The 23,311-nt window shown below is 57.4% G+C and carries 20 protein-coding genes; 16 read left to right on the plus strand and 4 right to left on the minus strand.

What is annotated here, in order from left to right:
- The first annotated feature begins 10 nt into the window (after positions 1 to 10).
- The 9 genes from ACYVIT_RS26185 (at position 11) to ACYVIT_RS26225 (ending at position 10,442) form a co-directional block, all read left to right on the plus strand.
- A complete protein-coding gene (locus tag ACYVIT_RS26185) occupies positions 11 to 388 on the plus strand; it encodes a PAAR domain-containing protein (RefSeq protein ID WP_415807089.1) in 378 nt (125 codons plus the stop codon).
- A gap of 16 nt (positions 389 to 404) precedes the next feature.
- Complete coding sequence (locus ACYVIT_RS26190; protein WP_415807090.1) at positions 405 to 950, plus strand: hypothetical protein; 546 nt, start codon at positions 405 to 407, stop codon at positions 948 to 950.
- A 497-nt stretch (positions 951 to 1,447) separates the two neighbouring features.
- Positions 1,448 to 2,230 (plus strand): SDR family oxidoreductase, encoded by a 783-nt coding sequence (locus tag ACYVIT_RS26195; RefSeq protein WP_415807091.1) that lies wholly within the window; start codon positions 1,448 to 1,450, stop codon positions 2,228 to 2,230.
- Positions 2,231 to 2,256: 26 nt separating this feature from the next.
- Positions 2,257 to 3,390, plus strand: a complete 1,134-nt coding sequence (locus ACYVIT_RS26200; RefSeq protein ID WP_415807092.1) for a pyridoxal phosphate-dependent aminotransferase — start codon at positions 2,257 to 2,259, stop codon at positions 3,388 to 3,390.
- A gap of 11 nt (positions 3,391 to 3,401) precedes the next feature.
- Complete coding sequence (locus ACYVIT_RS26205; RefSeq protein WP_415807093.1) at positions 3,402 to 4,283, plus strand: alpha/beta fold hydrolase; 882 nt, start codon at positions 3,402 to 3,404, stop codon at positions 4,281 to 4,283.
- Entirely contained in the window at positions 4,280 to 5,524 is a 1,245-nt protein-coding gene (locus tag ACYVIT_RS26210; RefSeq protein WP_415807094.1) for a M20 family metallo-hydrolase, read from the plus strand. The genes ACYVIT_RS26205 and ACYVIT_RS26210 overlap by 4 nt, the downstream gene beginning before the upstream one ends.
- A 69-nt stretch (positions 5,525 to 5,593) precedes the next feature.
- Positions 5,594 to 6,868 (plus strand): MFS transporter, encoded by a 1,275-nt coding sequence (locus ACYVIT_RS26215; protein ID WP_415807186.1) that lies wholly within the window; start codon positions 5,594 to 5,596, stop codon positions 6,866 to 6,868.
- Positions 6,869 to 7,118: 250 nt separating this feature from the next.
- The gene (locus ACYVIT_RS26220; protein ID WP_415807095.1) at positions 7,119 to 9,332 is read left to right on the plus strand and encodes a TonB-dependent receptor; all 2,214 of its coding nucleotides are present in this window, start codon (positions 7,119 to 7,121) and stop codon (positions 9,330 to 9,332) included.
- A complete protein-coding gene (locus tag ACYVIT_RS26225; RefSeq protein ID WP_415807096.1) occupies positions 9,333 to 10,442 on the plus strand; it encodes a PepSY-associated TM helix domain-containing protein in 1,110 nt (369 codons plus the stop codon).
- A gap of 81 nt (positions 10,443 to 10,523) precedes the next feature.
- On the opposite strand, the gene ACYVIT_RS26230 is transcribed toward ACYVIT_RS26225, so the two are convergent.
- Positions 10,524 to 11,621 (minus strand): hypothetical protein, encoded by a 1,098-nt coding sequence (locus tag ACYVIT_RS26230; RefSeq protein ID WP_415807097.1) that lies wholly within the window; start codon positions 11,619 to 11,621, stop codon positions 10,524 to 10,526.
- Positions 11,622 to 11,830: 209 nt separating this feature from the next.
- Between ACYVIT_RS26230 and ACYVIT_RS26235 the strand changes: the two genes are divergently transcribed.
- Complete coding sequence (locus tag ACYVIT_RS26235) at positions 11,831 to 12,736, plus strand: MurR/RpiR family transcriptional regulator (protein WP_415807098.1); 906 nt, start codon at positions 11,831 to 11,833, stop codon at positions 12,734 to 12,736.
- On the opposite strand, the gene ACYVIT_RS26240 is transcribed toward ACYVIT_RS26235, so the two are convergent.
- A complete protein-coding gene (locus ACYVIT_RS26240) occupies positions 12,730 to 13,578 on the minus strand; it encodes an HAD-IIA family hydrolase (RefSeq protein WP_415807099.1) in 849 nt (282 codons plus the stop codon). The genes ACYVIT_RS26235 and ACYVIT_RS26240 overlap by 7 nt on opposite strands.
- 245 nt (positions 13,579 to 13,823) lie before the next feature.
- Here ACYVIT_RS26240 and ACYVIT_RS26245 point away from each other — a divergent pair, with 245 nt between their 5' ends.
- From ACYVIT_RS26245 to ACYVIT_RS26270, 6 genes are all read left to right on the plus strand, one after another.
- Positions 13,824 to 13,991, plus strand: a complete 168-nt coding sequence (locus ACYVIT_RS26245; RefSeq protein ID WP_415807100.1) for a hypothetical protein — start codon at positions 13,824 to 13,826, stop codon at positions 13,989 to 13,991.
- A 36-nt stretch (positions 13,992 to 14,027) separates the two neighbouring features.
- Positions 14,028 to 16,283 carry a phosphocholine-specific phospholipase C gene (locus tag ACYVIT_RS26250; protein WP_415807101.1) on the plus strand — a complete coding sequence of 752 codons (2,256 nt, stop codon included), beginning with the start codon at positions 14,028 to 14,030 and terminating at the stop codon, positions 16,281 to 16,283.
- A gap of 107 nt (positions 16,284 to 16,390) precedes the next feature.
- Positions 16,391 to 17,314 (plus strand): LysR family transcriptional regulator, encoded by a 924-nt coding sequence (locus ACYVIT_RS26255; protein ID WP_415807102.1) that lies wholly within the window; start codon positions 16,391 to 16,393, stop codon positions 17,312 to 17,314.
- Between the two features lie 181 nt (positions 17,315 to 17,495).
- Entirely contained in the window at positions 17,496 to 18,704 is a 1,209-nt protein-coding gene (locus ACYVIT_RS26260; protein WP_415807103.1) for a CaiB/BaiF CoA transferase family protein, read from the plus strand.
- A gap of 131 nt (positions 18,705 to 18,835) precedes the next feature.
- Positions 18,836 to 19,792, plus strand: a complete 957-nt coding sequence (locus ACYVIT_RS26265; RefSeq protein WP_415807104.1) for a Bug family tripartite tricarboxylate transporter substrate binding protein — start codon at positions 18,836 to 18,838, stop codon at positions 19,790 to 19,792.
- Positions 19,793 to 19,802: 10 nt separating this feature from the next.
- Positions 19,803 to 20,735, plus strand: a complete 933-nt coding sequence (locus ACYVIT_RS26270) for a hydroxymethylglutaryl-CoA lyase (protein WP_415807105.1) — start codon at positions 19,803 to 19,805, stop codon at positions 20,733 to 20,735.
- Between the two features lie 87 nt (positions 20,736 to 20,822).
- On the opposite strand, the gene ACYVIT_RS26275 is transcribed toward ACYVIT_RS26270, so the two are convergent.
- Positions 20,823 to 21,461, minus strand: coding sequence for a DedA family protein (locus ACYVIT_RS26275; RefSeq protein ID WP_415807106.1), 639 nt, complete (start codon positions 21,459 to 21,461; stop codon positions 20,823 to 20,825).
- Between the two features lie 273 nt (positions 21,462 to 21,734).
- A complete protein-coding gene (locus tag ACYVIT_RS26280; RefSeq protein ID WP_415807107.1) occupies positions 21,735 to 22,733 on the minus strand; it encodes an AraC-like ligand-binding domain-containing protein in 999 nt (332 codons plus the stop codon).
- Positions 22,734 to 23,311: the final 578 nt, after the last annotated feature.

Here is a 23,311-nt window from a genome sequence, read left to right on the forward strand (position 1 = left end):
GGAGATTATCATGCCTTTTTGGGGATGCGCAGGAACAGGACGAGCGTTGGCGATTGGGCCGTATATGGCTCCTTTCCCTACGATCTCGAAGAACGAGATGTTCAGCTTTATGAAGATCCCTACGACCAACATCTTTTTAGACGGAAAGCTAGCTCAGAACGTCTATTCGATCGCACCGATCACCATTGAGATGCCTAACAATTTGATGGGACTGTTGACTGGCACGATATACATGATGGGTGCGGTTGTCGCGTTGTTCGCAACCACCGTCGTTGCCTGCGGCGGGTTTGTCATTCGATGGTTGGGAATAACATTGCAAAACCTATGGAACTGCATAGGCATCTACCTGAAAATGGACCAGAAGAAAGTCTTGATTTTGTCAGCTTGACGGGGCTGAGGGCGTAGTGTTCACCTACTACAAGATTGTTTCCCTATGCTGCTTGCTGCTGGTAATCAGCGCGGTCGTATTTGTCGGCATGTATGTCTCGTCGATGCTAGGTATGGATATCCTCTTCAACAGCTATCAGCTTAATGAGGCATTTGTCCCCTTGATAGTATCCCTGGCGATCGGTTTTTTTTTACGATGGAAAATCAAGGCCAGACTGATCATTGATGTCCTTCGTCATGGGCGACACGCAATCGCGACCATATTGGAAGCAAAAAAAATAGAGTCTGTGTACTCTTCGCCCTCACCGGGCGACGGTTTTGATGATATATATCGCCTGCGTCTACGAGTCGACACTGGTGGCCAGGAGTGGGGCATGTTTGTCACCTCTGTCGTTCAGCCCTTTCATCCGAGAGCAAAATCGTTATTGGTTCCTGGTAATACGGTGCCAGTCAACTATACGCCGAAGATCGGGCTGACAATTGTTATGAGTCCCGAGTCGGTACCTTGGCTTGCCAACAAATCATTTCCCATTTTTCGGCCATTAATCGCGTTGGCCAATTAGCTGATCGATATCGAGTCCGGATTTCAACGCACTGAAATCCGAGTTGGACGGCGCTTGGATATGTGACTCCGCTTACTGCCTCATCAACCACGCTGCTACCCGATTCAATGGGTTGTGATGATAGGTCTCCTTGAACGATAGCTTCGGCAAAAAGGGAAGTCTTCCTCTTGGACGGCTTTCCTTTTTTGTGCCTGCAGGTATTCGCTTTATCCAGAGCTGTGAGGACGTGCCAACTTGGCTGGCACAGCCATGGCTGCATGTTCATGTGATTGGTCGGTTTTCTTGTATACACAAGACATCCATATAAATACAACATAAAAAACGAATGATTGGCTATAAATATAGCCAGGGTCTGCCCAAAATTTGCTCAAATTTGCCCAGCTTTCATTCGTGTTTGTTCCTTGTAAGTAGTAACCCCAGCTTTTTATGTATACAAGACTTCCATATTATGCATACGTATGTGGCATATACGTGCTTAAGAAAGGAAATCAGACAACATGGATTTGCAGCTGGCGGGAAAGAAAATTCTGATCACCGGGGCCTCGCAAGGGATAGGGGAAGGGCTGGCATTCGCGTTTGCCGAAGAAGGATGCGACTTGCACCTGACGGCGCGTTCGGCCGACAAGCTGGACCAATTGCGCCGGGACATCGAGGAGCGTAACCAGGTCAACGTCACCGTGACCGCTGTAGATATGACGGCACCGGGCGCCTGCGAGCAAATCGTGGCCGAGGCGGGCGATGTCGATGTCCTGATCAATAACGCGGGCGTGATTCCCAGCGGGACGTTGTTCGACATCGACGGCAAGAAATGGCGCGACGGCTGGGCGCTGAAAGGCTTTGGCTACGCCGACATGATCCGCCTTGTTTATCCCCGGATGAAGCAACGCGGTGGCGGCGTCATTCTCAACAATATCGGCAATGGCGGCGAGGTCTGCGACCCGAACTACATCGAGGGCGCGGCCGGTAATGCATCGCTGATGGCGCTCACGCGTGCCCTGGGCGGCACCAGCCTGGATGACAACATCCGCGTCATCGGCGTCAACCCCGGTCCTGTCGATACGAGCCGTATCTACAACATGCTCAAAAAATTCGCGGAAAACCGGCTCGGCGACGCAGATCGCTACGAAGAGCTGCTGGAACGCTATCCGCTCGGGCGGCCCGCCAAGGTGCACGAAATCACGGATCTATTCCTGTTCCTGGCCTCTTTCCGTTCCGGCTACACGTCGGGAACTGTGTTCACGGTCGACGGCGGCATCGCTTCGCGTCGCGCCGTGGTGTGACGACAGCTCATCCTCTATAGAACGCCATGAAAAATTTCCAAGTCCGCAATCAATATTTTGACAAGCTGTGCAATACCCCTGGATTGATGTGGTTGGGGCAGAACACCAACCACTATGCGCCTCATGATTCCGTCCGCGAGGCCGTGATTCAGGCGCTCGACAGTGGTGAATACCATGCCTATGCGCCGCCGGCCGGTTTCGAGGAACTGCGCCAGCTCATCCGCGAAGACATGGGCGTCCCGGACGCTTCAGTGCTGGTGACTGACGGCGCCGTCGAAGCACTCTATAACGTCTGCAGCAATATCTGCGAACCCGGGACGGATTTCGTCACGACGGATCCTAGTTGGGCGTGGCCGATCCATTTCGCCAAGAAGGCCGGCGCGAATGTGATCGAGCTGCCTATCTACAACGCAGAGCAGCACTACAAACTGACGGTCGAGCAGTTGCGCGCGGCTGTCACGGAAAAGACTCGGGTCATCTATCTGGTTGATCCGAATAATCCTCTGGGCACCTGCCACACCGAGGACGAAATCAAGGCTTTTACCGAGATTGCGCGATCGGTGGGCGCGTACTTGATTCACGATGCGACGTACAGCAGTTTTGCCGAGCATTTCACACCCGCATTCCGTTTCTATCCAGAAAAATCCATCCAGATTTACAGCTTTTCCAAATGGTTGGGTTTGGCGGGAATGCGCCTGGGCGCGGTGCTGGCGCATGAAGATCTGGTAGAGCGTTTCGCATCGGCGCCTCCCAACAATCTCGGCAGCAATGTGCTTTCGCAGCGCGCAGCCATCGCAGGATTGAAGACCAAAGCGCAATGGTTTCCCGAGATCTGGCGGCGTCAGCGCCGCAATCAGGAGGTCGTCGCCCGTGCGGTGTCGGCGATTCCTGGATTCACGTTGCCTGTGTATCCGTCGCACGCAAACCTGCTGGTGATCGAAACGATAGACGCAGGCATCAAGCCCGAAGCGCTCGTTGCTGCGTACCAGACGCGCGGCGTCATGATCCGCCAGGGGGCTTATCACACCAAGCGCTTCGGCCACCGTTTCGTCAAGGTGAGCTTGACGGTGCCAGAGGCCTGGGCAGATCGCTTTTGCGAGTTGCTGCCTGAGATGGTGGCCTTGGCTCGCACCATCGACGTCCCTGAAAACCTGTTCTGAGCGGAGCGCACATGCCGACCATCACGACTACTGACAATATCCAGCTCTATTACGAAGAGGCAGGCGAGGGCGAGCCGATTATTTTCGTCCATGAGTTCGGTGGCGATATGCGCAGCTGGGAACCGCAGATGCGCTATTTTTCGCGGCGTCATCGGTGCATTGCATTCAATGCCCGTGGCTATCCGCCGTCCGACGTGCCCGAGGATCTGGAACTGTATTCGCAACGCCGCGCAGCGTTGGATATTGTCGATGTGCTCGATGCGTTGCAGATCCCCAAAGCCCACGTGGTGGGACTGTCGATGGGCGGCTTTGCCACGGTTCATCTGGGCCTCATCGCTCCCGAGCGTGCATTGTCACTGGTGGTGGCCGGTGCAGGTTATGGCGCGGAAAAAGAGCACGAGGAATACTTCCGCAATGTGTCGCTTGAGGTCGCCGCTCAGTTCGAAAAACAAGGATCGAAGGAGTTCTCCAAAACCTACGCGATGGCGGCGTCGCGCATTGCCTATCTGCTCAAGGATCCACGCGGGTGGGCAGAGTTTTCCGAGCAGCTGTCGCAACATTCCGCGACCGGTTCGGCAATGACGATGCGAGGGGTCCAGGCGCGCAGGCCTTCTTTATATGATCTGGAGGATGAGCTGAAAGCCATGTCGGTGCCCACATTGATCGTGGTAGGAGACGAAGACGATCATTGCTTGCAACCTGGCATCTTTCTCAAAAAGACGATTCCTGCATCGGGTCTGGCAGTGCTGCCCAAAGCCGGCCACACGCTGAATATCGAAGAGCCCGCGTTGTTCAATCAGCTGGTCGCCGAGTTTCTGGCCACGGTATCGCAGAACCGCTGGCTGCCTCGTGATCCCCGTGCGATGCCGTCGGAAATCATGAAAACATCATGAGCAAGCGGGCATCTTCCTATGTATCGCAACAGCGTTTGTGGGATCGCCACGAATCGCTGGCACGCATTGGCGCTACCGCGGCAGGTGGCGTCAACCGGCAAGCCTTGTCGCAAGAGGACATCGCCGCATGCCGCCAGCTGATCGAATGGGGAAAATCCTTCGGCCTGCAGCCTTCGCGTGACGAAGCGGGAAATATTTTTCTGCGCTTGGCTGGCAGGGATGCGTTGGCGACGCCTGTCATCTCCGGCTCACATCTGGATAGCCAACCTACGGGCGGCAAATACGACGGTGCATATGGTGTGTTGTCGGCGTTGGAGGCGTGTCAGTCGATTGTCGAGTCGGGTCTTCACCCGCAGCGGCCGATCGATGTGGTGGCCTGGATGAACGAAGAAGGGTCGCGCTTTGCGCCCGGGATGATGGGGGCAGCGGTGTTTGCGGGGGCGCGCAGCCTGGCTGACATCGAGGCCGTCCGAGATCAACAGGGCGTGTCCGTGGGCCAGGCGCTGAGCCATGCAAAGCAAGCCTTGGCTGATATCCCGCAGCGAGACGTTGGAGGCCCGGTCCACGCGTATGTGGAGGCGCACATCGAGCAGGGCCCCCTGCTGGAACGGCTGCAAAAAACCATCGGTGTAGTCAGCGGGATTCAGGGCAAGCGCACTTTTGTCGTGAGCATCGATGGCGAAGCGTCTCATGCGGGAACGTCATTGCGCAGCGAACGCAAGGATGCGCTGCTGGCGGCGGTGCGCATGATCCAGGCGCTGACCGCGCGTATGCATGACGAGCAGGACATCGTGAAGTTCACGATAGGGCGGCTCAACGTGACACCGAATGCGCCGTCGGTGGTCCCCAGCAGCGTGCGCTTTTCTATCGATCTGCGTCATCCGGACTCGGCGGTGCTCACTGCATTAGGCGATGCCATCGCAGGAATCTGTGAAGCTCATGCGGCGCCCTGCAAGGTCCGCGTCGAAGAACTCTCCAGCGCGATGTCGCTGGAGTTCCCGCAGTCCATGCGGCAACGCATCCGCGATGCGGCCGACACGCTGGACATTTCTCGGATGGAGATCCTGTCGGCGGCGGGGCACGATGCGAGATACCTGCATCCGATCTGTCCATCGGCGATGCTTTTCATCCCTTGTCACGAGGGCATTACCCATAACGAGGCCGAATCGATCACCGCGTCAGACGCGGCCGATGGGGCCAGAGTGTTGACTGAGGTGTTGGTGAGTTTGGCGGGTTCGTAGTCCAACAAATTGATAAAGCGAGGGGAAACCGTGAATAACGCTGTGCTTTCGTCACCTGCTACGTTGCCGATGGATATGGAAAAGCGCTTGTATCGCAAGATCACTTGGCGGCTGATTCCATTTCTGATGTTTTGCTACGTGGCGGCGTACATTGATAGAGTGAATGTTGGGTTCGCAAAATTGCAGATGCTGGACGAGCTGGGCTTCAGCGAAACCGTCTATGGGCTAGGAGCGGGAATATTCTTTATCGGCTATTTCCTGTTCGAGGTACCTAGCAATCTGATCCTGCGTAAAGTCGGTGCGCGAGTCTGGATCGCGCGGATCATGCTCACCTGGGGGCTGATTTCTGCGGCCTTTGTGTGGGTCTCGACGCCGACGCAATACTACGTCCTGCGGTTTCTGCTCGGTGCTGCCGAGGCGGGGTTCTATCCCGGCGTGATTTACTACCTGATGTCTTGGTATCCGCCGAAGCGCCGCTCACAGATCATTGCGCTGTTCATGGTGGCGATCCCTGTGGCAGGCATCCTGGGCGGGCCGATTTCTGGTTGGATCATCTCGGCATTCCATCAAACCCATGGGTACTCGGGATGGCAGTGGATGTTCTTTCTCGAGGCGCTGCCGTCTATTGTGTTGGGAGTCGCGACGCTGTTTGTTCTGGATAGCAGTCCCGAGAAAGCGAAGTGGCTGACAACGTCAGAAAAGGCCCATATTGCCAAGGATCTGGAGGTGCCCAGCAATCTCCATGGACACGTGCTGTCGTCCGTGGCGCATATCTTTAAAGATCCCCGCATGCTGCTGCTGTCGTTGATTTATTTCTGCGTCATCATGGGCCAGTATGGGTTGACGTTCTGGATGCCGACGCTGATCAAGGCCTCGGGCGTTACTGGGGTCTTGAATATCGGCTTGCTTTCGGCGGTGCCTTATATGGTGGCGATCGTCGCCATGTTGAGTTTCGGACGCAGTTCCGACCGCACGGGTGAGCGTCGATGGCACGTCATTATTCCCATGCTCATGGGGGCAGTGGGGTATCTCATCGTTGCGATGTCCGGCAATCACGTGCCCATGGCGTTGATCGGGCTGTCGTTGGCCGCGGCAGGGGTTATCACACCGGGGCCATTATTCTGGGCATTACCTTCCGCGTTCCTGGTGGGCAGCGCTGCTGCCGCAGGGGTGGCGGCAATCAATGCATTCGCAGGATTGGCCGGCTTTGTCAGTCCCTATTTCATCGGATGGCTGCGCGATTTGACCCAGAGTTCCACGATCGCAATGTACATCTCTGCGGCCGTGCTATTGGTCGGCGCGATGTTGGTTTTGATGATTCCGGCAAAGCTCGTGAATCGCTGAATCAGGCGCACACAAAAAAAGGATGGGATTTTTCCTGCGGGTAAATCCCTGTCCGGCCTCCCACACGAAGCCCGGCGCTATCTGCAACAGCGGCTGGCCGGCTTCCACACCCCACCGGCGACAGCGCAAAACACCCGGGCGTAAATAATTTATGTAAAAATAATAACAATTCTTATTTTTATTCAATAAAATGCCGGCGTTGGCTGAGTCAGCCTGTCTTTGTTCTCGTATCGGGAAGCATAAGAACGTCATGCATTCATTTTTCCATCACGCGCATGGACGAGATGTTGGTCAGTCCAGGCGTTTCTGCACGCTTGCCGTGGCAATCCATTCGTCGTTTGTCCTTATGTCGCTTTCGGCGCAGGCCTACGCTCAGCAATCCACGACTGATGCCGCCACTTTACCTACAGTGACCGTGACGGGCGCGATCGATTCGGACCCGGCGAACACCCCGTTTGCGGGCGGGCAAGTCAATGTCGGCAGTGATCTCGGGCTGCTCGGCAGCACCGGCTTCATGGACACGCCGTTCAACCAGATCAGCTATACGTCGGAGTTGATCGAGCAACAACAGGCGCGCTCGCTTGCCGACCTGGTGGAAAATGATCCTTCTGTCCGCTTGGGCTCTGCGCGCACCAATATCCAGGAACAGTTCACGATCCGGGGGCTGAATTTCAACAGCCAGGACGTGGCCTTCAACGGTATGTACGGTTTGTCGCCATATTGGCGCGTGCCGCTGGAAATCGCCGAGAGCGTAGAGGTGTTGAAGGGGCCTTCCGCATTGCTGAGCGGCATGGCGCCGGGCGGCAACGTGGCTGGCGCCATCAATATCGTCCCGAAACGCGCCTATGACGATCCTCTGACACGCGTTACCGTCAATTATGTGTCCGACTCGCAGGTCGGCACGCATCTGGATATGGGACGGCGTTTCGGCGAAAACAAGGAATGGGGTATCCGGCTCAACGCCATGTATAGCGATGGCAGTACGACGATAGACAAGCAGAGCGAGAGAGACCACTTGATCTCGCTGGGCCTGGATTATCGGGGCGAGCGCTTGCGGGCGTCGTTCGATGTATTGAATCAAAAGCAGAAGATCGACAACGTGGTGCGTCAATTTGCGATCTCTCCGGGCCTCACCTCGATTCCCTCTGCACCGGATACGGATCTGAACTATCCCGGATATGGCCGCAGTATCGTCGAGGACACGATGGTGGCGGGACGGGTCGAGTATGACATCAACGACAATCTCTCGGTGCATGGCGCTATCGGCCGCCGCTACGACAAGATGGACGCCATTGCGGGCAATATCACCTTGCTGAACGAGCAGGGGGATTTCGTCTCCTCGCCTGCCTGGCAGATCATGAAGCCTGCGACCACCAGTATGGAATTCGGCGTGAACGGTCAATTCGAAACCGGCCCCGTCAAGCACAGGGTTGCGGCCAGTTTCTCGCGCCTGAACGACAGCGCGGATATAGGCTTTGTGTTTCCCTGGAGCGACGTGTACCTGAGCAATCTGTATTCGCCGACGTCTGCCAGCACTCCCAGCACTGATGGCATCAGTAATCCTACCGGTGCGTACCAGCGGGCTACCCTCACCAGCTACGCGTTGGCCGACACACTATCCATTCTGGATGATAGCGTTCAACTGACCGTCGGCGCACGTCGGCAATCGGTGGAAAACCAGACCTACGATGTTTTCACTCACGAGCCTTCTGGCGAGAAATACAAGGAGTTCGCGGTAACGCCGGTGGTGGGATTGTTGGTCAAACCCGTATCCAATCTGTCGCTCTACGCCAATTACATTGAGGGCTTGTCCTTGGGCGCATCGGCATTGCCACCCACCGTGACCACAGCCACGGCCTTGCCGCCGATGAAGACCAAGCAAATGGAGATCGGCGCCAAGTATGACTGGGGCACATTCGCGACGACGGTCAGCCTGTTTCAGATCAAGCGGCCCAGCGCAACGACCATGAACGGCTCGCTGTCCGAGAACGGCAAGCAGATCAACCGCGGTATCGAGTTCAACGCTTTCGGCGAAGTCGTGCGTGATGTGCGCGTGCTCGGGGGATTGACCTTGATGCGTGGAAAACTGGACAAAATGGCCGATGGTGTTTACGAAGGCAATGACGCGATTGGCGTGCCGCGTGTGCAGGCGTCGCTGGGCGTCGACTGGGACAATGTCCTGACCCCCGGATTTGGCGTGAACGCGCGCATGGTCTACACGGGTTCGCAATATGTCGATCAGGCCAACGATCTCAAGATCCCTTCCGCGACGCGCGTAGACGTGGGCGCGCGGTACAGGACCAAGATCGCTGGCAATGGCTTGACGTTGCGGTTGAACGTCGAGAATCTGTTCGACGAGTCGTACTGGGCGACCTCGAGTTCGACGAGCAACCTGGACACCGGCGGCTACCTGTACCTGGGTACCGGCCGTACGGTCTTGCTGTCGGCCACGATGGATTTCTAAATGCGCCTGAGTTCCTGGATCTTTATCCACAAGTGGACGAGTCTCGTCTGCACTCTGTTCTTGCTGATGCTTTGCCTGACTGGGCTGCCCTTGGTATTCACCGAGGAAATCGAGCATCTTTCAGGCGTGGCCGAGGCTCCGGAAATGCCTGAAGGAACTCCCAAGGCCAGCATGGACAGGATCGTCGAGAGCGCACTGGCGGCACAGCCGGGCAAGGTCGTGCGGTACATGTTCTGGGACGAGGACGAGCATCCCAATATGACCTTGGTATCCATGGCGAGCCGCATCGATGCGCCACCGGAGGAGTACTGGCTGGTCTCGCTGGACTCGCGCACGGCGCAGGTGCTGGATCAGCCGAATGACCGCGGGTTCATGCATGTCATGCTGCAATTGCACAAGGATATGTACGCCGGCTTGCCGGGCCAGTTGTTTCTAGGACTCATGGGGCTGATGTTCGTGGTGGCCATCGTGTCGGGCGTGGTGCTGTACAAGCATTTCATGCGAAAGCTCGACTTTGGCACGGTACGGCGGCTGAAAAGCAGCACCAAATGGCTCGATCTGCATAATCTGCTGGGCATCGTTACGGTCGTCTGGTTGACGGTGGTAGGAGTGACCGGCGTCATCAATACGCTGGATCCCATCGTGCTCGCGCTGTGGCAACGCGATCAGTTGACCGAGATGGTCGGACCCTACATGAATGAGCCGCCTCTGGAATCCAACGGCTCCGCACAGGCGGCGCTCGACACGGCGGGTAGAGCGGTCCCGGATATGAAAATCACATTGCTGGCTTTTCCCGGCACGGTGTTCGCGAGCCCGCACCACTACACCATTTTCATGAAAGGCAATACGCCGTTGACGTCCAAGCTATTGCGGCCGGTGCTGGTCGATGCCCAGACTGCCGTTCTGACTGACACCCGGGAAATGCCCTGGTACGTGAAAACGCTGTTCATATCACAGCCCTTGCATTTCGGCGATTATGGTGGTCTGCCGTTGAAGATCATCTGGGCGCTGCTCGATATTGTGGCCATCATTGTGCTGGGCAGCGGGGTGTACCTGTGGATCAGGAAGTACGCTCGCCGCAAGGAGGCCTCAGTTATTGTCCGGTCGTGAAATCATTCTCTCTATTGTGTCTCCCCCCAGCGTTGAATTAGGGGTAGGGAGGATCTCTTAAAGAAACAAGTTGTGGGGTGCCTATAGCAGGGTCAGTATCGACTCAGGGATGCCAATGATGTTCAACGCTCGCGTCTCTGATTCAGTCAACTCTCTGTGGCTTGTCACCTTCGTTACTGCAAGTGGCGGGATAGGTTCAGCTGAGTCTCTATCGGGGAGCGGGCGGTAATCGGATTGCGCGTCAGAAAACGGCGCATGCTTTATTTCTGAGTCGGGCTTCGGGGTACATATCGTTATTATTTCAGTTAAACGTGCATATAGATCGGGCGGTATGTTGCTGAAGTTGGATTGGGTGAGGCCATTCACCATCAGCATCGGCGGGATGTTGCTATCTTGATTGGGACCGTCCGGTGTTTTTACGTCTGCCCGCTGGCTTGCTTTATCTAGAACTGCACCGCCGAAATTCAGAATACCGCGAATGCGGTTCCCAAAGCCTGACGTACCCTTGGAAAACAACATGGCCTTGGTGTCATCAGGCAGAGCGTTGAAAATTTCACGCATTCTTTCGTATAAAAATTCTTGCTTGTCATCTGCACTTATGTGATTGGTACCGAATTGAGCGGTACGCTGCTCGTTTATGAACGCATGGATGCCGTTCAGCGTTTTTAGAAATGCGACAGGATCTTCGTTTCTGGCGGAATCTTCGATATCCATCCTGAGTTTCTGAACCAAAAAATCGGGCAATTTTTGCAGATCGTTGAAATCAGAAATGTCATTATTTCTGTAAATTTCCACGTTTCCGATGCTTAATTGGCATCCAAAGTGGCCGTTCATGTTTTCGTGTATATCGAACTTGAATTGATCTCTATACTCGGGAAGCGCCAACTCTCGGAGTTGCAGGAATTTTTCCAGGCGTTCATGCTCATTGATGCCGAATCCGATTTGAATGCTCGGCTCGTCATCGTCCATCTCGACTCCGTATTTATTGGCGTCGAAGATTCCGCTGCTCTTTAGCACGGCAATATCATCGAAGAGAGCTTTGATAGCATCTCGCTTTACGTTGCCTTTGAAGTAATCAATGATTCTGTCGATGAACCCCATCTGGGTTGCTTGTTCGATTTTCTCGGATCGAGCTATCAAGGCAATACGAGAGGCATTCAGAATGGAAATATCAGCCATGAGTACAGCTCCGCGACGCTCAGGATCAATCGAAAGGTGGTCAGGTAGGCATGCGTGCCGCCGGGACCCTGTGCGGTGTTAGTAACAGGTAGCTACTCATGGTTCCCTATGTTCTGATGCCTGACGACAACCCCATTCCGCCGTCATTTCAGTGACAGCAGCTTGGAGTATCGTTGCGCTCATATCCTTTTTTTGCCCATCGATTTTCCATGGCCACATCCAAGCGACTTTCCCAAACGCCGTCCGCCACCGCAGAATTTTCGCGGAGTTCGCCACAGGCCATGCTGGCGCGTATCCAGAGCCTGTTGCCGTCGATGGGCGCGGCGTCGCAGCGCATCGGCGAATTCGTCATCCGCCATCCTGCGGAAGTGGTTCACATGTCGGTCAGCGAAGTCGCTGAGCGCACGCAGTGCAGCGAAGGTAGCGTAGTGGGCTTTTGCAAGCTGCTGGGAGCCACCGGCTTTCAACAGCTGAAAATCGCACTGGCGCAGCAAATCGTGCAGCCTGTGCAATACATCCACGAGGATCTGGCCGCACAGGACACCCCCGCCCAGGTTGTCAGCAAGATTTTCCACAGCAATATCCAGACCTTGCAGGAAACCGAATCGGTGCTGGACGTGGAGGCACTGTCTGCCGCCGTGGAATTGATTCGCGGCGCCCGCCGTGTCGAGATCTATGGCATCGGCAGCTCGGCGGTCATCGCCCATGATGCCCACTACCGCATGTTGCGTATCGGCCTGCACGCGACGGCGATCACCGATTCGCATGTGCAGGCCATCAGCGCGTCGCTGACCGGGCCGGATGTGGCAGTGCTGACCATTTCCCATTCGGGCAGCACGCACGAGACGGTATTGGCGACACGGCTTGCCAAAGAGGCTGGGGCACGTACCGTGTGCATCACTAATTTCGGGAAATCGCCGATTCAGGAATATGCGGATGTGGTGCTGCACACGATATCGCGCGAGACCCGGTTTCGTACGGAGGCGATGACCAGCCGCCTGGCTCAGTTGGCCATCATTGACACGTTGATTGCCTGCCTGGCCTTGTCCGACTATGACAAGGCGGTTTCGACCTTGCGCAGTACCTTCGACGTGCTTTCGAACAAGCGTTACTGATAGTCGTTGCCGCTCGCAACATCGTCAGGCAGCACATGCCTGCGCGAGCATGCGGCCTCGAGCAGCCGCGCCACGTCCGGCGCATCGGCATGCGGCGCGTTGCCGACTAGCAGATAGCTGAGTCCCAAACGGGTCGCGCCTAGCGCGTCGGTACGCATGTTATCCCCGATGACGGTGATATCCGCCGGCGGCACATTGAGGCGGCGCAGCCCTTCTTGGAACAGCATTGCGGCAGGCTTGCCGAGGATGTTCGCACGCGTGCCGGGCACACAGGCCAGTAACGCCTGCAGCAATGCTCCAGTCTCGGGTATGACTGACCCATGAGGCCCAGGATGGGTGAGGTCGCCATTACTGACTATCAGGATGGCGCCGCATGTCAGCTCACGGGTCAGGGTCTGCAGGGTGGCGTAGTTAAAGCCGATGTCACGCGCCAGCAGCACGATGTCCGCATCCCGTGACACCACTGTCAGGCCCAGTTCCAATGCGCATGCTTGCAGACGCTCTGATCCGCACAGCATCAGCTTGCTGTGCGGATAGTGATGGGAGATATGGTGGACGGCCTGCTCTCCGGCCAGAACGAGGGCGCTTGGCTCGACCGGCAGGCCTAATGCCTGCAAGCGCGGCGCCAGGGTGGCGGCTGTGTCGGTCGAGTTATTGGAGACGATCACATAGCGCTCCGACCAGCGGGCCAGTAATTCCTGGGCGCCGGGAATGACTTCGTGCCCCCGGATCAGCGTGCCGTCCAGATCCAGGATCAGGCCTCGCGAGCGCTGCGTCCATGGGGGGGCGGTGCGTGGGCAATCCGGGAGAGTTGGCAGGGATGTGCTTGCAATGCAGATCATGGGCACAGATGGCGCACCTAGGCGCGAGTCGGGTTCGAGGATAGAGCACGAGGGCAGTCTTGGCTGCCCGAGGCCTGAAATTCTATATGAATAAAACTCAAAATTTAAATTTTTTAAATTGAGTATTTTTCATTTGTCTGTCATGTGATGCGCCTAATCTGCGTTTCGGAATCAGGACAGCTCTCACGGCACCCCATTGCGTTGCGGCTATCCAGGTCCGCAACGTTCCATAACCAGGAGTATTCATGACCCCGTACTTTGCACCGGGCCGCGCCCTTGTTGCGGCCATCGCTCTGAGCCTGACTCTGGCCGCCTGCGGCAGCGGCAATGACGATTCGGACGATGACACGGCATCGCCGCCTGATGTTGAGCAGCCCCAGCAGCCCGCACCGAAGCTGCGCTGCGCACCTTGACCTGACGTCCCGACCAACTCCACGCAAGAGCACCCCATGACCAAGATCTCCAACCCGCATTCCGCCGGCGTTTCCCCTGATCAGCCGGGACGCAGGCAGTTCTTTCGCACGTCGGCCAAGGCTGCCGGTGCGCTGTCCGCCATGGCATTGCTGCCGGCCTCGATCCAGCGCGCGCTCGCGATACCTGCTGCGGTCGACACAGGTACCATCAAAGACATCAAGCACGTTGTGATCCTGATGCAGGAGAACCGCTCATTCGACCACTACTTCGGCACGATGCGTGGTGTGCGGGGCTTTGGTGATCGCTTTCCGATTCCGTTGACCAACGGCAAGTCGGTATTTTTCCAGCCCAATCCCAGCGGTGGCCAGGAGATCCAGCCGTTTCATCGGGACTCCAGGACCGGCAATGCGCTGATCGGATCGGGTACACCGCACAACTTCCCTGACCAGCAAGCCGCGTGGAATCAAGGAAAGATGGATCGTTGGATTCAATTCAAGAATCAGGCGACGATGGGCTTTTTCATGCGCGAGGACATTCCGTTCCAGTTCGCGCTGGCCGACGCCTTTACGATTTGCGATGGCTATCACTGTTCCATCCTCACCGGCACGGATCCGAATCGGATTGTCTTCTGGTCGGGCGCCAATGCAAATCCCGCATTGCTGAAGCAGGGGATCAACAGTACGGACACGGACTCCGAACCCGTCAATTCACGCTGCTGGCCGAATCCGTCCAACTGGGTAGCAGGCCGGGCGCAGCAGGCGGACGGCTCTGGCCAGATCGACCCTGAGACGGGGGCCTACAACTACAAATACACGAACAGTGCTTTCAAGTGGGACACGTTGCCAGATCTGTTGGAGCGCGCCGGTGTGAGCTGGCACATCTATCAGAACATGAACAACAACTGGACCGGAGCGATGCATGGCTGCCTGGCATTCCAAAGTTTCCGCAGTGCACAGCCCGGCTCGCCAATCTATGAGCATGGTCTGACGGGAGGTCCCGACAAGGAGGACGGCGCGGTCAACTTCCTCGCCCAACTCAAGCAAGACGTATTGAATGGCACGCTGCCTGAGGTGTCCTGGGTGCTGCCTACACAAGATCTGGCCGAGCATCCCGGCAGCAAGGAAGGCGTTGCCGGTGCGGCCGATTTCGTCGCAGAAGTGCTGGACGCGCTGACGTCCAATCCCGATGTGTGGAGCAAGACCGCTGTCTTCGTCACCTTTGACGAGAATGACGGTTTCTTTGACCACCTGCCGATGCCCGCGGTGCCATCCTATGACGCTAACGGCAGCTTGATGGGCAAATCCACGGTGCCGCTGGAGGGGGAGTATTTCGACGCGTCTGTGGGCAATTATCTGTTGGCCGACGACACGACCAGTGGAAAGATTCGCCCATGGGGCCTGAGCTCGCGCGTACCGATGTATGTGCTGTCGCCATGGAGCAAAGGCGGGTGGGTCAACTCGGAAGTGTTCGACCATACCTCTGTGGGCCGGTTTCTGGAACAGCGTTTCGACATAACGGTAGACGCTATCAGTCCTTGGCACCGTGCGGTCTGCGGCGACCTGACTACGTGCTTTGATTTTGTCAGCCCGAACGACCCCGTTATGCCCAAGTTGCCCGACACGAGCAACTATCCTGCGATCAATGCAGCACAGCGGCTGCTGCCTACGACTACGGTGACGCAAGCCCCCGCTGTGCCGCAGCCGCTGTATCAGGAGACCGGCACTCGACTGTCACGAGCGCTGCCTTATGAACTGCACACCAGCGCGAGGGTCGGGCAGGATGGCGCCGTCGAGCTGCTGTTCAGCAATACCGGCAAGGTCGGGGCGGTGTTCCACGTCTATGACAAACGCAACCTGGACCTGATTCCCCGACGCTACACCGTCGAAGCAGGCAAGTCGCTGTCGGACACGTGGAACGGCGGCGATTACGATCTATGGGTCTATAGCACCAACGGTTTCGTGCGGACGTTCTCCGGCAATACGCGGCAAGGTGCTGCCCTGGAAGTACAAGTTTGCTATGAGCCCGCCGGCAGCGCGCTGTACGTGAAGGTGAGCAACCATGGTACGGCCGCGATGCAGGCCTCGCTGCGGGCCAATGCGTATCGCACGGACGGCCCGTGGAGCTTGTCCATTGAGCCAGGTGCGGTAGCCGAACATCACTGGTCCATCGCAGACAGTGGTAATTGGTATGACTTCAGCGTGGCCGCTGAGGGCTTTGAGCGGCGCTTCGCTGGCCGCATGGAGACCGGCAGCCATGGCGTGAGCGATCCCGCCATGGCGCTGCATCTCTGATCGTTGAACGTACGAACTGCCGGGCGCGTTTCAGGGGCGGGCCCGGCGGGTAGTTTGGCGCCTATTATTACCTTCTTTCCTACGAACGTAAGACTATCGCGCCGGCCATGAAATCCGTCCCTGTTGCCCCATCGCCCTCGCGCGATATCGATCTCGTTACGCTGCGTCTCTTCGTTGCCGCTCTGGAAGAGGGCAGTCTGGCGCGAGCCGCTGCGCGGGAGAACATTGTCCCGTCCGCCGTCAGCAAACGCATGTCCGAGTTGGAGGAAATCCTCGGTGTGCCTTTGCTCGAACGCGGTGTCAAAGGTGTCCAGGCCACCGTCGCTGGCGCGGCATTGGCGGTGCAGGCCAGGCTGCTTTTGCAGGGTATGGGCCGGATGCGAGCAGAGATGGCCGGTTTTGCCACAGGTGTGCGCGGCCAGATCCGCCTTGCTGTCAGCGTTGCTGCGTTATCCGGTGAACTGCCTGCGTATATTCAGTCCTTTCGCCGCACGCATCCGCAGATTGATCTCTCCTTATTGGAAGACACGACACAGGAAGCCTTTCGTGCCGTGCTGGAGGGTGCCGCCGACATCGCCGTTGGTTCGGATTTCGGGCACGAAGGCTTGCAGGTTTTTCCCTGGGAGCATTGCGTACTGGCCGCCGTCGTACCCGGCCAGCATCTGCTGGCTGACTATGACATTCTGGACTATGCGCAACTGTTGCCCTTCGAACAGATCGAGTTGAATCGCGAAAACGGCATCAGCGGTGTACTGGAACAAACGGCTCGCGAGGCTGGCGTCACTCGCCGGATCAGTGCCCGGGTCAGCGCGCATGAGACGATTTGCATGCTGGTGGCGCGAGGCCTGGGCGTGGCTGTGGTGCCACTCTATCTGCAGGCCCGGCATACCCACCTGGATATTCGATTTATTCCCCTGTCAGGCCCTTGGGCGAGCACGCCGGTCTGTATCGCCGTCAAGGACGCGAGCGCCTTGTCGCCCGCCGCCTGGGTGCTGTTGAACCATTTAGGCGTTCCTCACCCGGACTCGTAGCATGGGTGCCATTCAGGGCTATCCCGGATGTTCCGAAACGAGAATGCCCCCGTGCTGAAAGATTGCTACCCACGATGCGCCTGTCGCCATGATCATTAAAAAAATGATTCGTTGGCGGCGGCATGTTGATGGTTTCAGTTTGCCGCCTTGTGGTTGTTCAGCAGGCAAGCAGGAGACATCGATGACCGCAGCACCGGGGTCCGCTTTTATGGATCACGCCGAACTGCCGCTACGTGGCATTAAGGTATTGGAACTTTCTCACATGATCATGGGACCGGCCACGGGCTTGTCATTGGCTGATCTGGGCGCCGAGGTCATCAAGGTGGAGCCGATTGATGGCGATCGTACGCGCCGCTTGAAAGGATCCGGCATCGGGTATTTTCCGGTTTTCAATCGCAATAAGAAGAGCCTTTCGATCGACCTGAAACATCCCGAGGGTCAAGCCGTCGTTCGCCAACTGGCGCTACAGACCGACATGCTGGTGGAAAATTTTCGTGATGGCAGCCTGGCGCAATATGGGCTGGACTACGAGTCGCTGTCTGCCGAGAATCCGGGGCTGATTTACGTGTCGCTAAAGGGGTTTTTATCGGGCCCCTACAAGCATCGTACCGCGCTGGACGAGGTGGTGCAGATGATGGGCGGTCTGGCGTATATCAATGGCAGCACAGACTCGCCTCAGCGTGTGGCGCCCTCGGCCAATGACATTTTGGGCGGGACCTTTGGCGTCGTCGGCGCGCTGGCAGCGCTGCACGATCGCCATCGCACGGGACGTGGCAGACATGTGCGCTCGGGCCTGTTTGAGAACAATTTGCTGTTGGTTGCGCAGTTCATCGCGCAGTATCAACTGACAGGTCAGGCGCCGAAACCTTTCGGGTCGGAGCGCAAGCCGCCATGGGGGGTGTACGACATCTTTGACACGGCAGATGGCCGCGTGTTTGTAGCCGTCGTCAGCGATGCGCAATGGCGCAGTTTTTCGCAGAACTTCCTGCCTCCCGAATGGGCGGCCGATCCGCGGTTGGCCACTGCAGTGGATCGCGAGGCTGCGCGTTCCTGGTTGGTGCCAGGTGTTGCCGAGGTCCTGAAAAAATGGAAGACCGACGAGCTGTGCGAAGCATTGGAGGCCGCTCATTTGTCTTACGGACCTATACGGCAACCGCACGATCTGTTGGACGATGCACACTTGAAGGCCGGGGGGGCGCTGCTCAAAACGCAATTGCCAAATGGGGCAGAGGTGTCGACGGCCGCGTTGCCTATTGAGTTCGATGGACTGAAGGTAGGTAAACGTTCCGACCCGCCAGCGCAAGGTGGGGATACACAATCGATTCTGCAAGGGCTGGGGCTGGACGCCACGCGTATCGAGGCACTGCGCGCGGAGGGCGTGATTACTTGAGCGTGTTCTAGGGTTCGCGGGTGATAGAGGCGGATATATACCGCCGGGCAACCTGAGTTGTGCCATCCCTGGGGCTTTTTTCCTTTGGGTGGCTCGGCATCAAGAAAATCCACAACAAGGAGACATAGAAAATGATACGCAAACTGTTCGCTGCGGTAGCGATGGCGGCTGCTTGTATGGCGCATGCACAAGACTATCCCACCAAGCCGATACGCATCATCATCCCGTCCACGCCAGGCGGAGGCACTGACTATATCGGCCGTTTGATGGGGAACAAACTACACGAGCTGAATGGTTGGGATGTGGTGCCGGAAAACAAACCCGGTGCAGGGACGGCGTTGGGGTTGGCCGAGGCCGCACGCGCGCCGGCAGAGGGTTACGACCTCGTCATTGGTCAGTCGGACAACGTGACATTGATCCCCTTGTTGATGAAAGTCGCTTATGACCCGGTCAAAGATCTGGCGCCGGTTGCGTTGGTGGCCACGACGCCGATGGTTTTGTTGGTGTCGGATAAGTCTCAGTACAAGACCTTGCCGGAAGTGATTGCTGCGGCCAAGAAGAATCCTGGTTCGATTGCGTACGGCACGTCGGGCACCGGTGGTGGCGTGCATATCGCCATGGAGATGTTGCAGCATGAGGCTGGCTTCAAGATGCAACATGTGCCGTACAAGGGTTCGGCGCCGGCGTTGGCGGATTTGATGGGCGGGCATTTGCAGTTTGCCGGGTCGTCGATTTCATCGGCTGCGACCTTGATTCAATCGGGAAAAATACGGGCGTTGGCGGTGACGTCGCTAAAGCGCAATCCGGCCTTGCCCGATGTGCCGACAGTGGCCGAGTTGGGGTATCCGAATTTCAGCGTGGTAACGTTCTATGGCGTGCTGGCTCCTGCGAAAACGCCAACTTCCGTGGTGTCGCGATTGAACGAAGATTTCAACAAGCTCCTGGCGCGCAAAGATGTGAAGGATGCACTCGCGTCGCAAGGCCTGGAAACGAATCCCATGTCCAGCGCCGCGTTTGCCGAGTTGATTCAGGCGGACATCAGCAAAGCGCGCAAGACCATCGAGGATGCCGCGATCTCGGTGCAATAGGAGACAATACATGAACCAAGAAGTCAGACTCTGTGAGGTCGGACCGCGCGATGGCTTGCAGATGGCCAACGGCATGATGTCTGCAGACGATAAATTGCGCTGGATCAGGCAATTAGCCGATGCCGGACTGCGCGAGATCGAGGTGGGCAGTTTTGTGTCGCCCAAACTCGTGCCGCAGATGGCCGATACCGGTGTCGTGTTGCCAGAGGCGCTGGCTATTCAGGGACTGATGGTTTGTGCCTTGGCGTGCAATATGCGAGGAGCCATGGCGGCTTACGAGGCGGGGGCGCATGTGCTGGCGTTTCCTATCTCTGTGAGCGATACCCACAGTCATGCCAATGTGGGCAAGGGCACTGACGCGCAGGTAGACGTGATGGCTTCCATTGTCGAGTGGGTACGGAAACAAGCGCGGCCCATGCGTATCGATGCGGCGGTCGCAACGGCCTTTGGCTGTTCGTTGGAGGGCGTAGTGCCTGTAGCGCGCGTCGCAGCAGTGGCCGAGGCTGTCGCGCGTACCGGTGTAGACGAAATTGCGTTGGCAGATACCGTGGGCTATGCGCATCCTGCTCTGGTGCGCGATGCCGTGCGTGCCACGCAGGATGCGATAGGCACGAAGCTGAGCAAATTACATCTGCACGACACGATGGGGCTAGGCCTCGCGAATGTATTGGCCGGTCTGAACGAAGGCATCCGTGGTTTTGATTCCTGCCTGGGCGGATTGGGGGGATGCCCATTTGCGCCCGGGGCATCAGGCAATATCGTGACCGAGGACCTGGTGTTCATGCTGGAGAGCATGGGGTATCACACGGGAGTGGATTTACCTCGCTTGCTGGAGGCCAGAGCCATCCTGGCGCAGTCACTGCCGCAGGAGTCGTTACGCAGCGGAGTCGCCGCTGCGGGGATTCCTAAAACGTTTCAGGCGATACAACAGGATGCGCTGTAGCGGGCGGCGAAATTTGATCTGGGGTTCTGCAGAGCCGTCGATTTGGCAACCCCGGCTCTCGATTCGTTCAGCCGTGGCGTGCACTGTTCAACTGCGGCGGGTGCGAGTGCGTTCCGGTTGTTGGCGTTTGCGCATAAATCCAATCAGCAGTCCGACACCCAGCAGGACGGACGCTGCAGTACCGATGATCAGCCCCATTTGGGAGTCCTGCATCGCGCCGACGCTACGCGCCGTAATGAACCCGGGGGCCAGCATCAAAGGCAGCCAGACCACTGCGGACAAGACATTTGCCAGCTGAAAACGGGCGTGTTTCATGCCCATGATGCCCGCGACAGTCGGAATGGTCGAACGTATCGGCCCCAGGAAACGGCCGATCAGCACCGAGGCAAAACCGTAGCGCGAGAAAAACAGACGCGCGCGTGCCACGGCCGTGCGCTGCGTATTGAACGGCCAGCGACGCAACATGCTCGGGCCCAACCAGCGGCCCAAACCATACGATAGGGCGTCGCCCACGATCGCCCCTGCAATTCCCCAGGCCAATACATTCCACGGCGAGAGCGTACCCGCCCCGATCAGCCCACCTGTCAGCAGCATCAGTGCCGTGGCGGGGATGACCAGGCCCACGAGAATCAACGATTCGCCGAGCGTCAGCAAGAAAGTGATCGGCCCAGCCCACTCCTGGTTGGCTTGGATGAACTGCCCGATTTTGTCGATATAAGCGTCCATGCGGAGAAAATTAACGGTAGACGCGAGGCATGTTACCGCATGGTTTGAGACAAAGCACCGGGTTTTCCCGAAAGAAAACTGCGAGTGTTACAAAACCTATGTAGGCATCCCAATGGTGCCCTGCCGTGTGGGGGAAACGACGCCAGGGGTGGTCAATAATGTAAATATTGGCATCAGTGCACTGGTAACGTACCAGTGCGGCGGGCACTTGCCAGGGCCGAGAGGCCTATGCCAAGTCCCCGATTTCGCACCTCCACGTCTTGGCAGGTCTGGTTATCGGCCGCGTGTTTGCTGGGGTGTTTCGCCGAAAGCGCGACGGTACGCCTGCGAAAACTCGCCCAGGTGGGTAAAGCCGAAGCGTGTTGCGATTTCACTGATGTTGCTCGCATCATCGGCGTGCAACAAGGTCTGTCGGATCGATTGCAGGCGCTGCATACGCAGCCATTGCAATGGCGATTGTCCGCATTCACTCTGGAACAAGGCTTGCAAGCGCCTGGCTGACAGGCCGCAATGACTGGCGACCATGGCCACCGGCAGGCGTTCGCCCTGATGTTCAAGCATGTAGGCTTGCGCGCGTCGGATGGTCTGGGGCACGGAGGGCGGAGGTGCCGGCCAGAGGTGCTCTGCCATGCTGTGTGGTTGGTGCAGTAGCAAGGTGGTGGCCACCAGCATCTCGGTTTGGGCCAGCAAGGCCGCCTGGGTGGTGTTCTGATCCGGGCCCAGGCCCGAGCATCGCACCACCCATTGCAGCATAGGCTTCAGCGCCTGCCACCCAGCCGTATGCAAGGGCATGATCGCATCGAAGCAGATGTCGGGCGCTTGTTCTTGTCCCGTCAGACGTTGCCAGGCGTCGGCGATGGCCGAGCGGTCCAGACGCAGCAGGACTTGTTCGTAGTCGTGGCTGACTCTGAAGTAAAAGCGCCTGTCGGGGCTGATCAGGAAAGCTTTATTGGCCGAAACCTCTATGCGGCGTCCATCGAAATGAAACTCCGCGTGCCCCTGCGTGGGTAGCACGAGCAGGTAATAGCCGTCCAGGCCGTGACAATCGGGATCAATGCTGATGTCCGCCCCGTACCCATGCCTGCTCTTGAGCAACGACAGACGTCCGCAAGGAACCAGGTCCAGCCGGCTGTGGAGAATCCGCCCGCTGTTGACTTTCAGTCGATAGGAATTGAGTACCTGACCTATCTGTTGTCGCGCCTCATCGGGGTCTGCGGTATCGACGATCCGATACTGATCGAATGGCACCTGGGAAAATAGAGACGCGATCATCTGAGCTCACGTGTATTGGGGGGTTACATACTAATGGACAACGCTCGCGACGGGATAAAAAAGCGCGTTTTTCCGATAGTAAATGGCGTGAAACCGATAGACGCCCGCGGAGGCTGGCATAACCATAGCGCGCCGTGTATGCCTTAGCGGCATTTAGGGCAGGCAGCGCCGATTGCGGCGGTTGCCTCGTGTTAATCACCCGTGTTGTTTTTCCTAGTAAGAGGCTCTCATGAAAGGCAAGACAAAGCGCGCCACGCTGCGTATTTCGATGTCGCAACCCAGTGCCCACGTTTCACGCAAATGTGCGAACTCGCCGGTGAAATCGCCGAAGGTGAGTCCATTCGTTTTAAGCTGCCTGACCTTTGCTTCGTACGGTCCGATGCTGCAACGCTACCGTGCGACCCGGACCCCGATTTTCTCGTCGATATGGTGGAGGCGGGCAGTGCTCATGCAAAGCAAGCGCCGGCGGGCTAATGGCGCGATGCGATAAAAAGTACGTAGTCGGATACCCGAGGATGTGAACCGATAGACGGCTCGGAGGGCAGGGCAGGCATGGCCCTAACGCGCTGTCTATCCCG

This window comes from Bordetella muralis, from assembly GCF_054781015.1.

Excerpts from the sequence above, each read along its gene's own strand:
- ACYVIT_RS26210 (WP_415807094.1), top strand. The coding sequence starts at position 4,280 with ATGAGCAAGCGGGCATCTTCCTATGTATCGCAACAGCGTTTGTGGGAT.
- ACYVIT_RS26260 (WP_415807103.1), top strand. The coding sequence starts at position 17,496 with ATGACCGCAGCACCGGGGTCCGCTTTTATGGATCACGCCGAACTGCCG.
- ACYVIT_RS26195 (WP_415807091.1), top strand. The coding sequence starts at position 1,448 with ATGGATTTGCAGCTGGCGGGAAAGAAAATTCTGATCACCGGGGCCTCG.
- ACYVIT_RS26215 (WP_415807186.1), top strand. The coding sequence starts at position 5,594 with ATGGATATGGAAAAGCGCTTGTATCGCAAGATCACTTGGCGGCTGATT.
- ACYVIT_RS26240 (WP_415807099.1), bottom strand. The coding sequence starts at position 13,578 with ATGATCTGCATTGCAAGCACATCCCTGCCAACTCTCCCGGATTGCCCA.
- ACYVIT_RS26230 (WP_415807097.1), bottom strand. The coding sequence starts at position 11,621 with ATGGCTGATATTTCCATTCTGAATGCCTCTCGTATTGCCTTGATAGCT.
- ACYVIT_RS26275 (WP_415807106.1), bottom strand. The coding sequence starts at position 21,461 with ATGGACGCTTATATCGACAAAATCGGGCAGTTCATCCAAGCCAACCAG.
- ACYVIT_RS26245 (WP_415807100.1), top strand. The coding sequence starts at position 13,824 with ATGACCCCGTACTTTGCACCGGGCCGCGCCCTTGTTGCGGCCATCGCT.
- ACYVIT_RS26200 (WP_415807092.1), top strand. The coding sequence starts at position 2,257 with ATGAAAAATTTCCAAGTCCGCAATCAATATTTTGACAAGCTGTGCAAT.
- ACYVIT_RS26205 (WP_415807093.1), top strand. The coding sequence starts at position 3,402 with ATGCCGACCATCACGACTACTGACAATATCCAGCTCTATTACGAAGAG.
- ACYVIT_RS26220 (WP_415807095.1), top strand. The coding sequence starts at position 7,119 with ATGCATTCATTTTTCCATCACGCGCATGGACGAGATGTTGGTCAGTCC.
- ACYVIT_RS26255 (WP_415807102.1), top strand. The coding sequence starts at position 16,391 with ATGAAATCCGTCCCTGTTGCCCCATCGCCCTCGCGCGATATCGATCTC.
- ACYVIT_RS26270 (WP_415807105.1), top strand. The coding sequence starts at position 19,803 with ATGAACCAAGAAGTCAGACTCTGTGAGGTCGGACCGCGCGATGGCTTG.
- ACYVIT_RS26225 (WP_415807096.1), top strand. The coding sequence starts at position 9,333 with ATGCGCCTGAGTTCCTGGATCTTTATCCACAAGTGGACGAGTCTCGTC.
- ACYVIT_RS26280 (WP_415807107.1), bottom strand. The coding sequence starts at position 22,733 with ATGATCGCGTCTCTATTTTCCCAGGTGCCATTCGATCAGTATCGGATC.
- ACYVIT_RS26250 (WP_415807101.1), top strand. The coding sequence starts at position 14,028 with ATGACCAAGATCTCCAACCCGCATTCCGCCGGCGTTTCCCCTGATCAG.
- ACYVIT_RS26265 (WP_415807104.1), top strand. The coding sequence starts at position 18,836 with ATGATACGCAAACTGTTCGCTGCGGTAGCGATGGCGGCTGCTTGTATG.
- ACYVIT_RS26185 (WP_415807089.1), top strand. The coding sequence starts at position 11 with ATGCCTTTTTGGGGATGCGCAGGAACAGGACGAGCGTTGGCGATTGGG.
- ACYVIT_RS26235 (WP_415807098.1), top strand. The coding sequence starts at position 11,831 with ATGGCCACATCCAAGCGACTTTCCCAAACGCCGTCCGCCACCGCAGAA.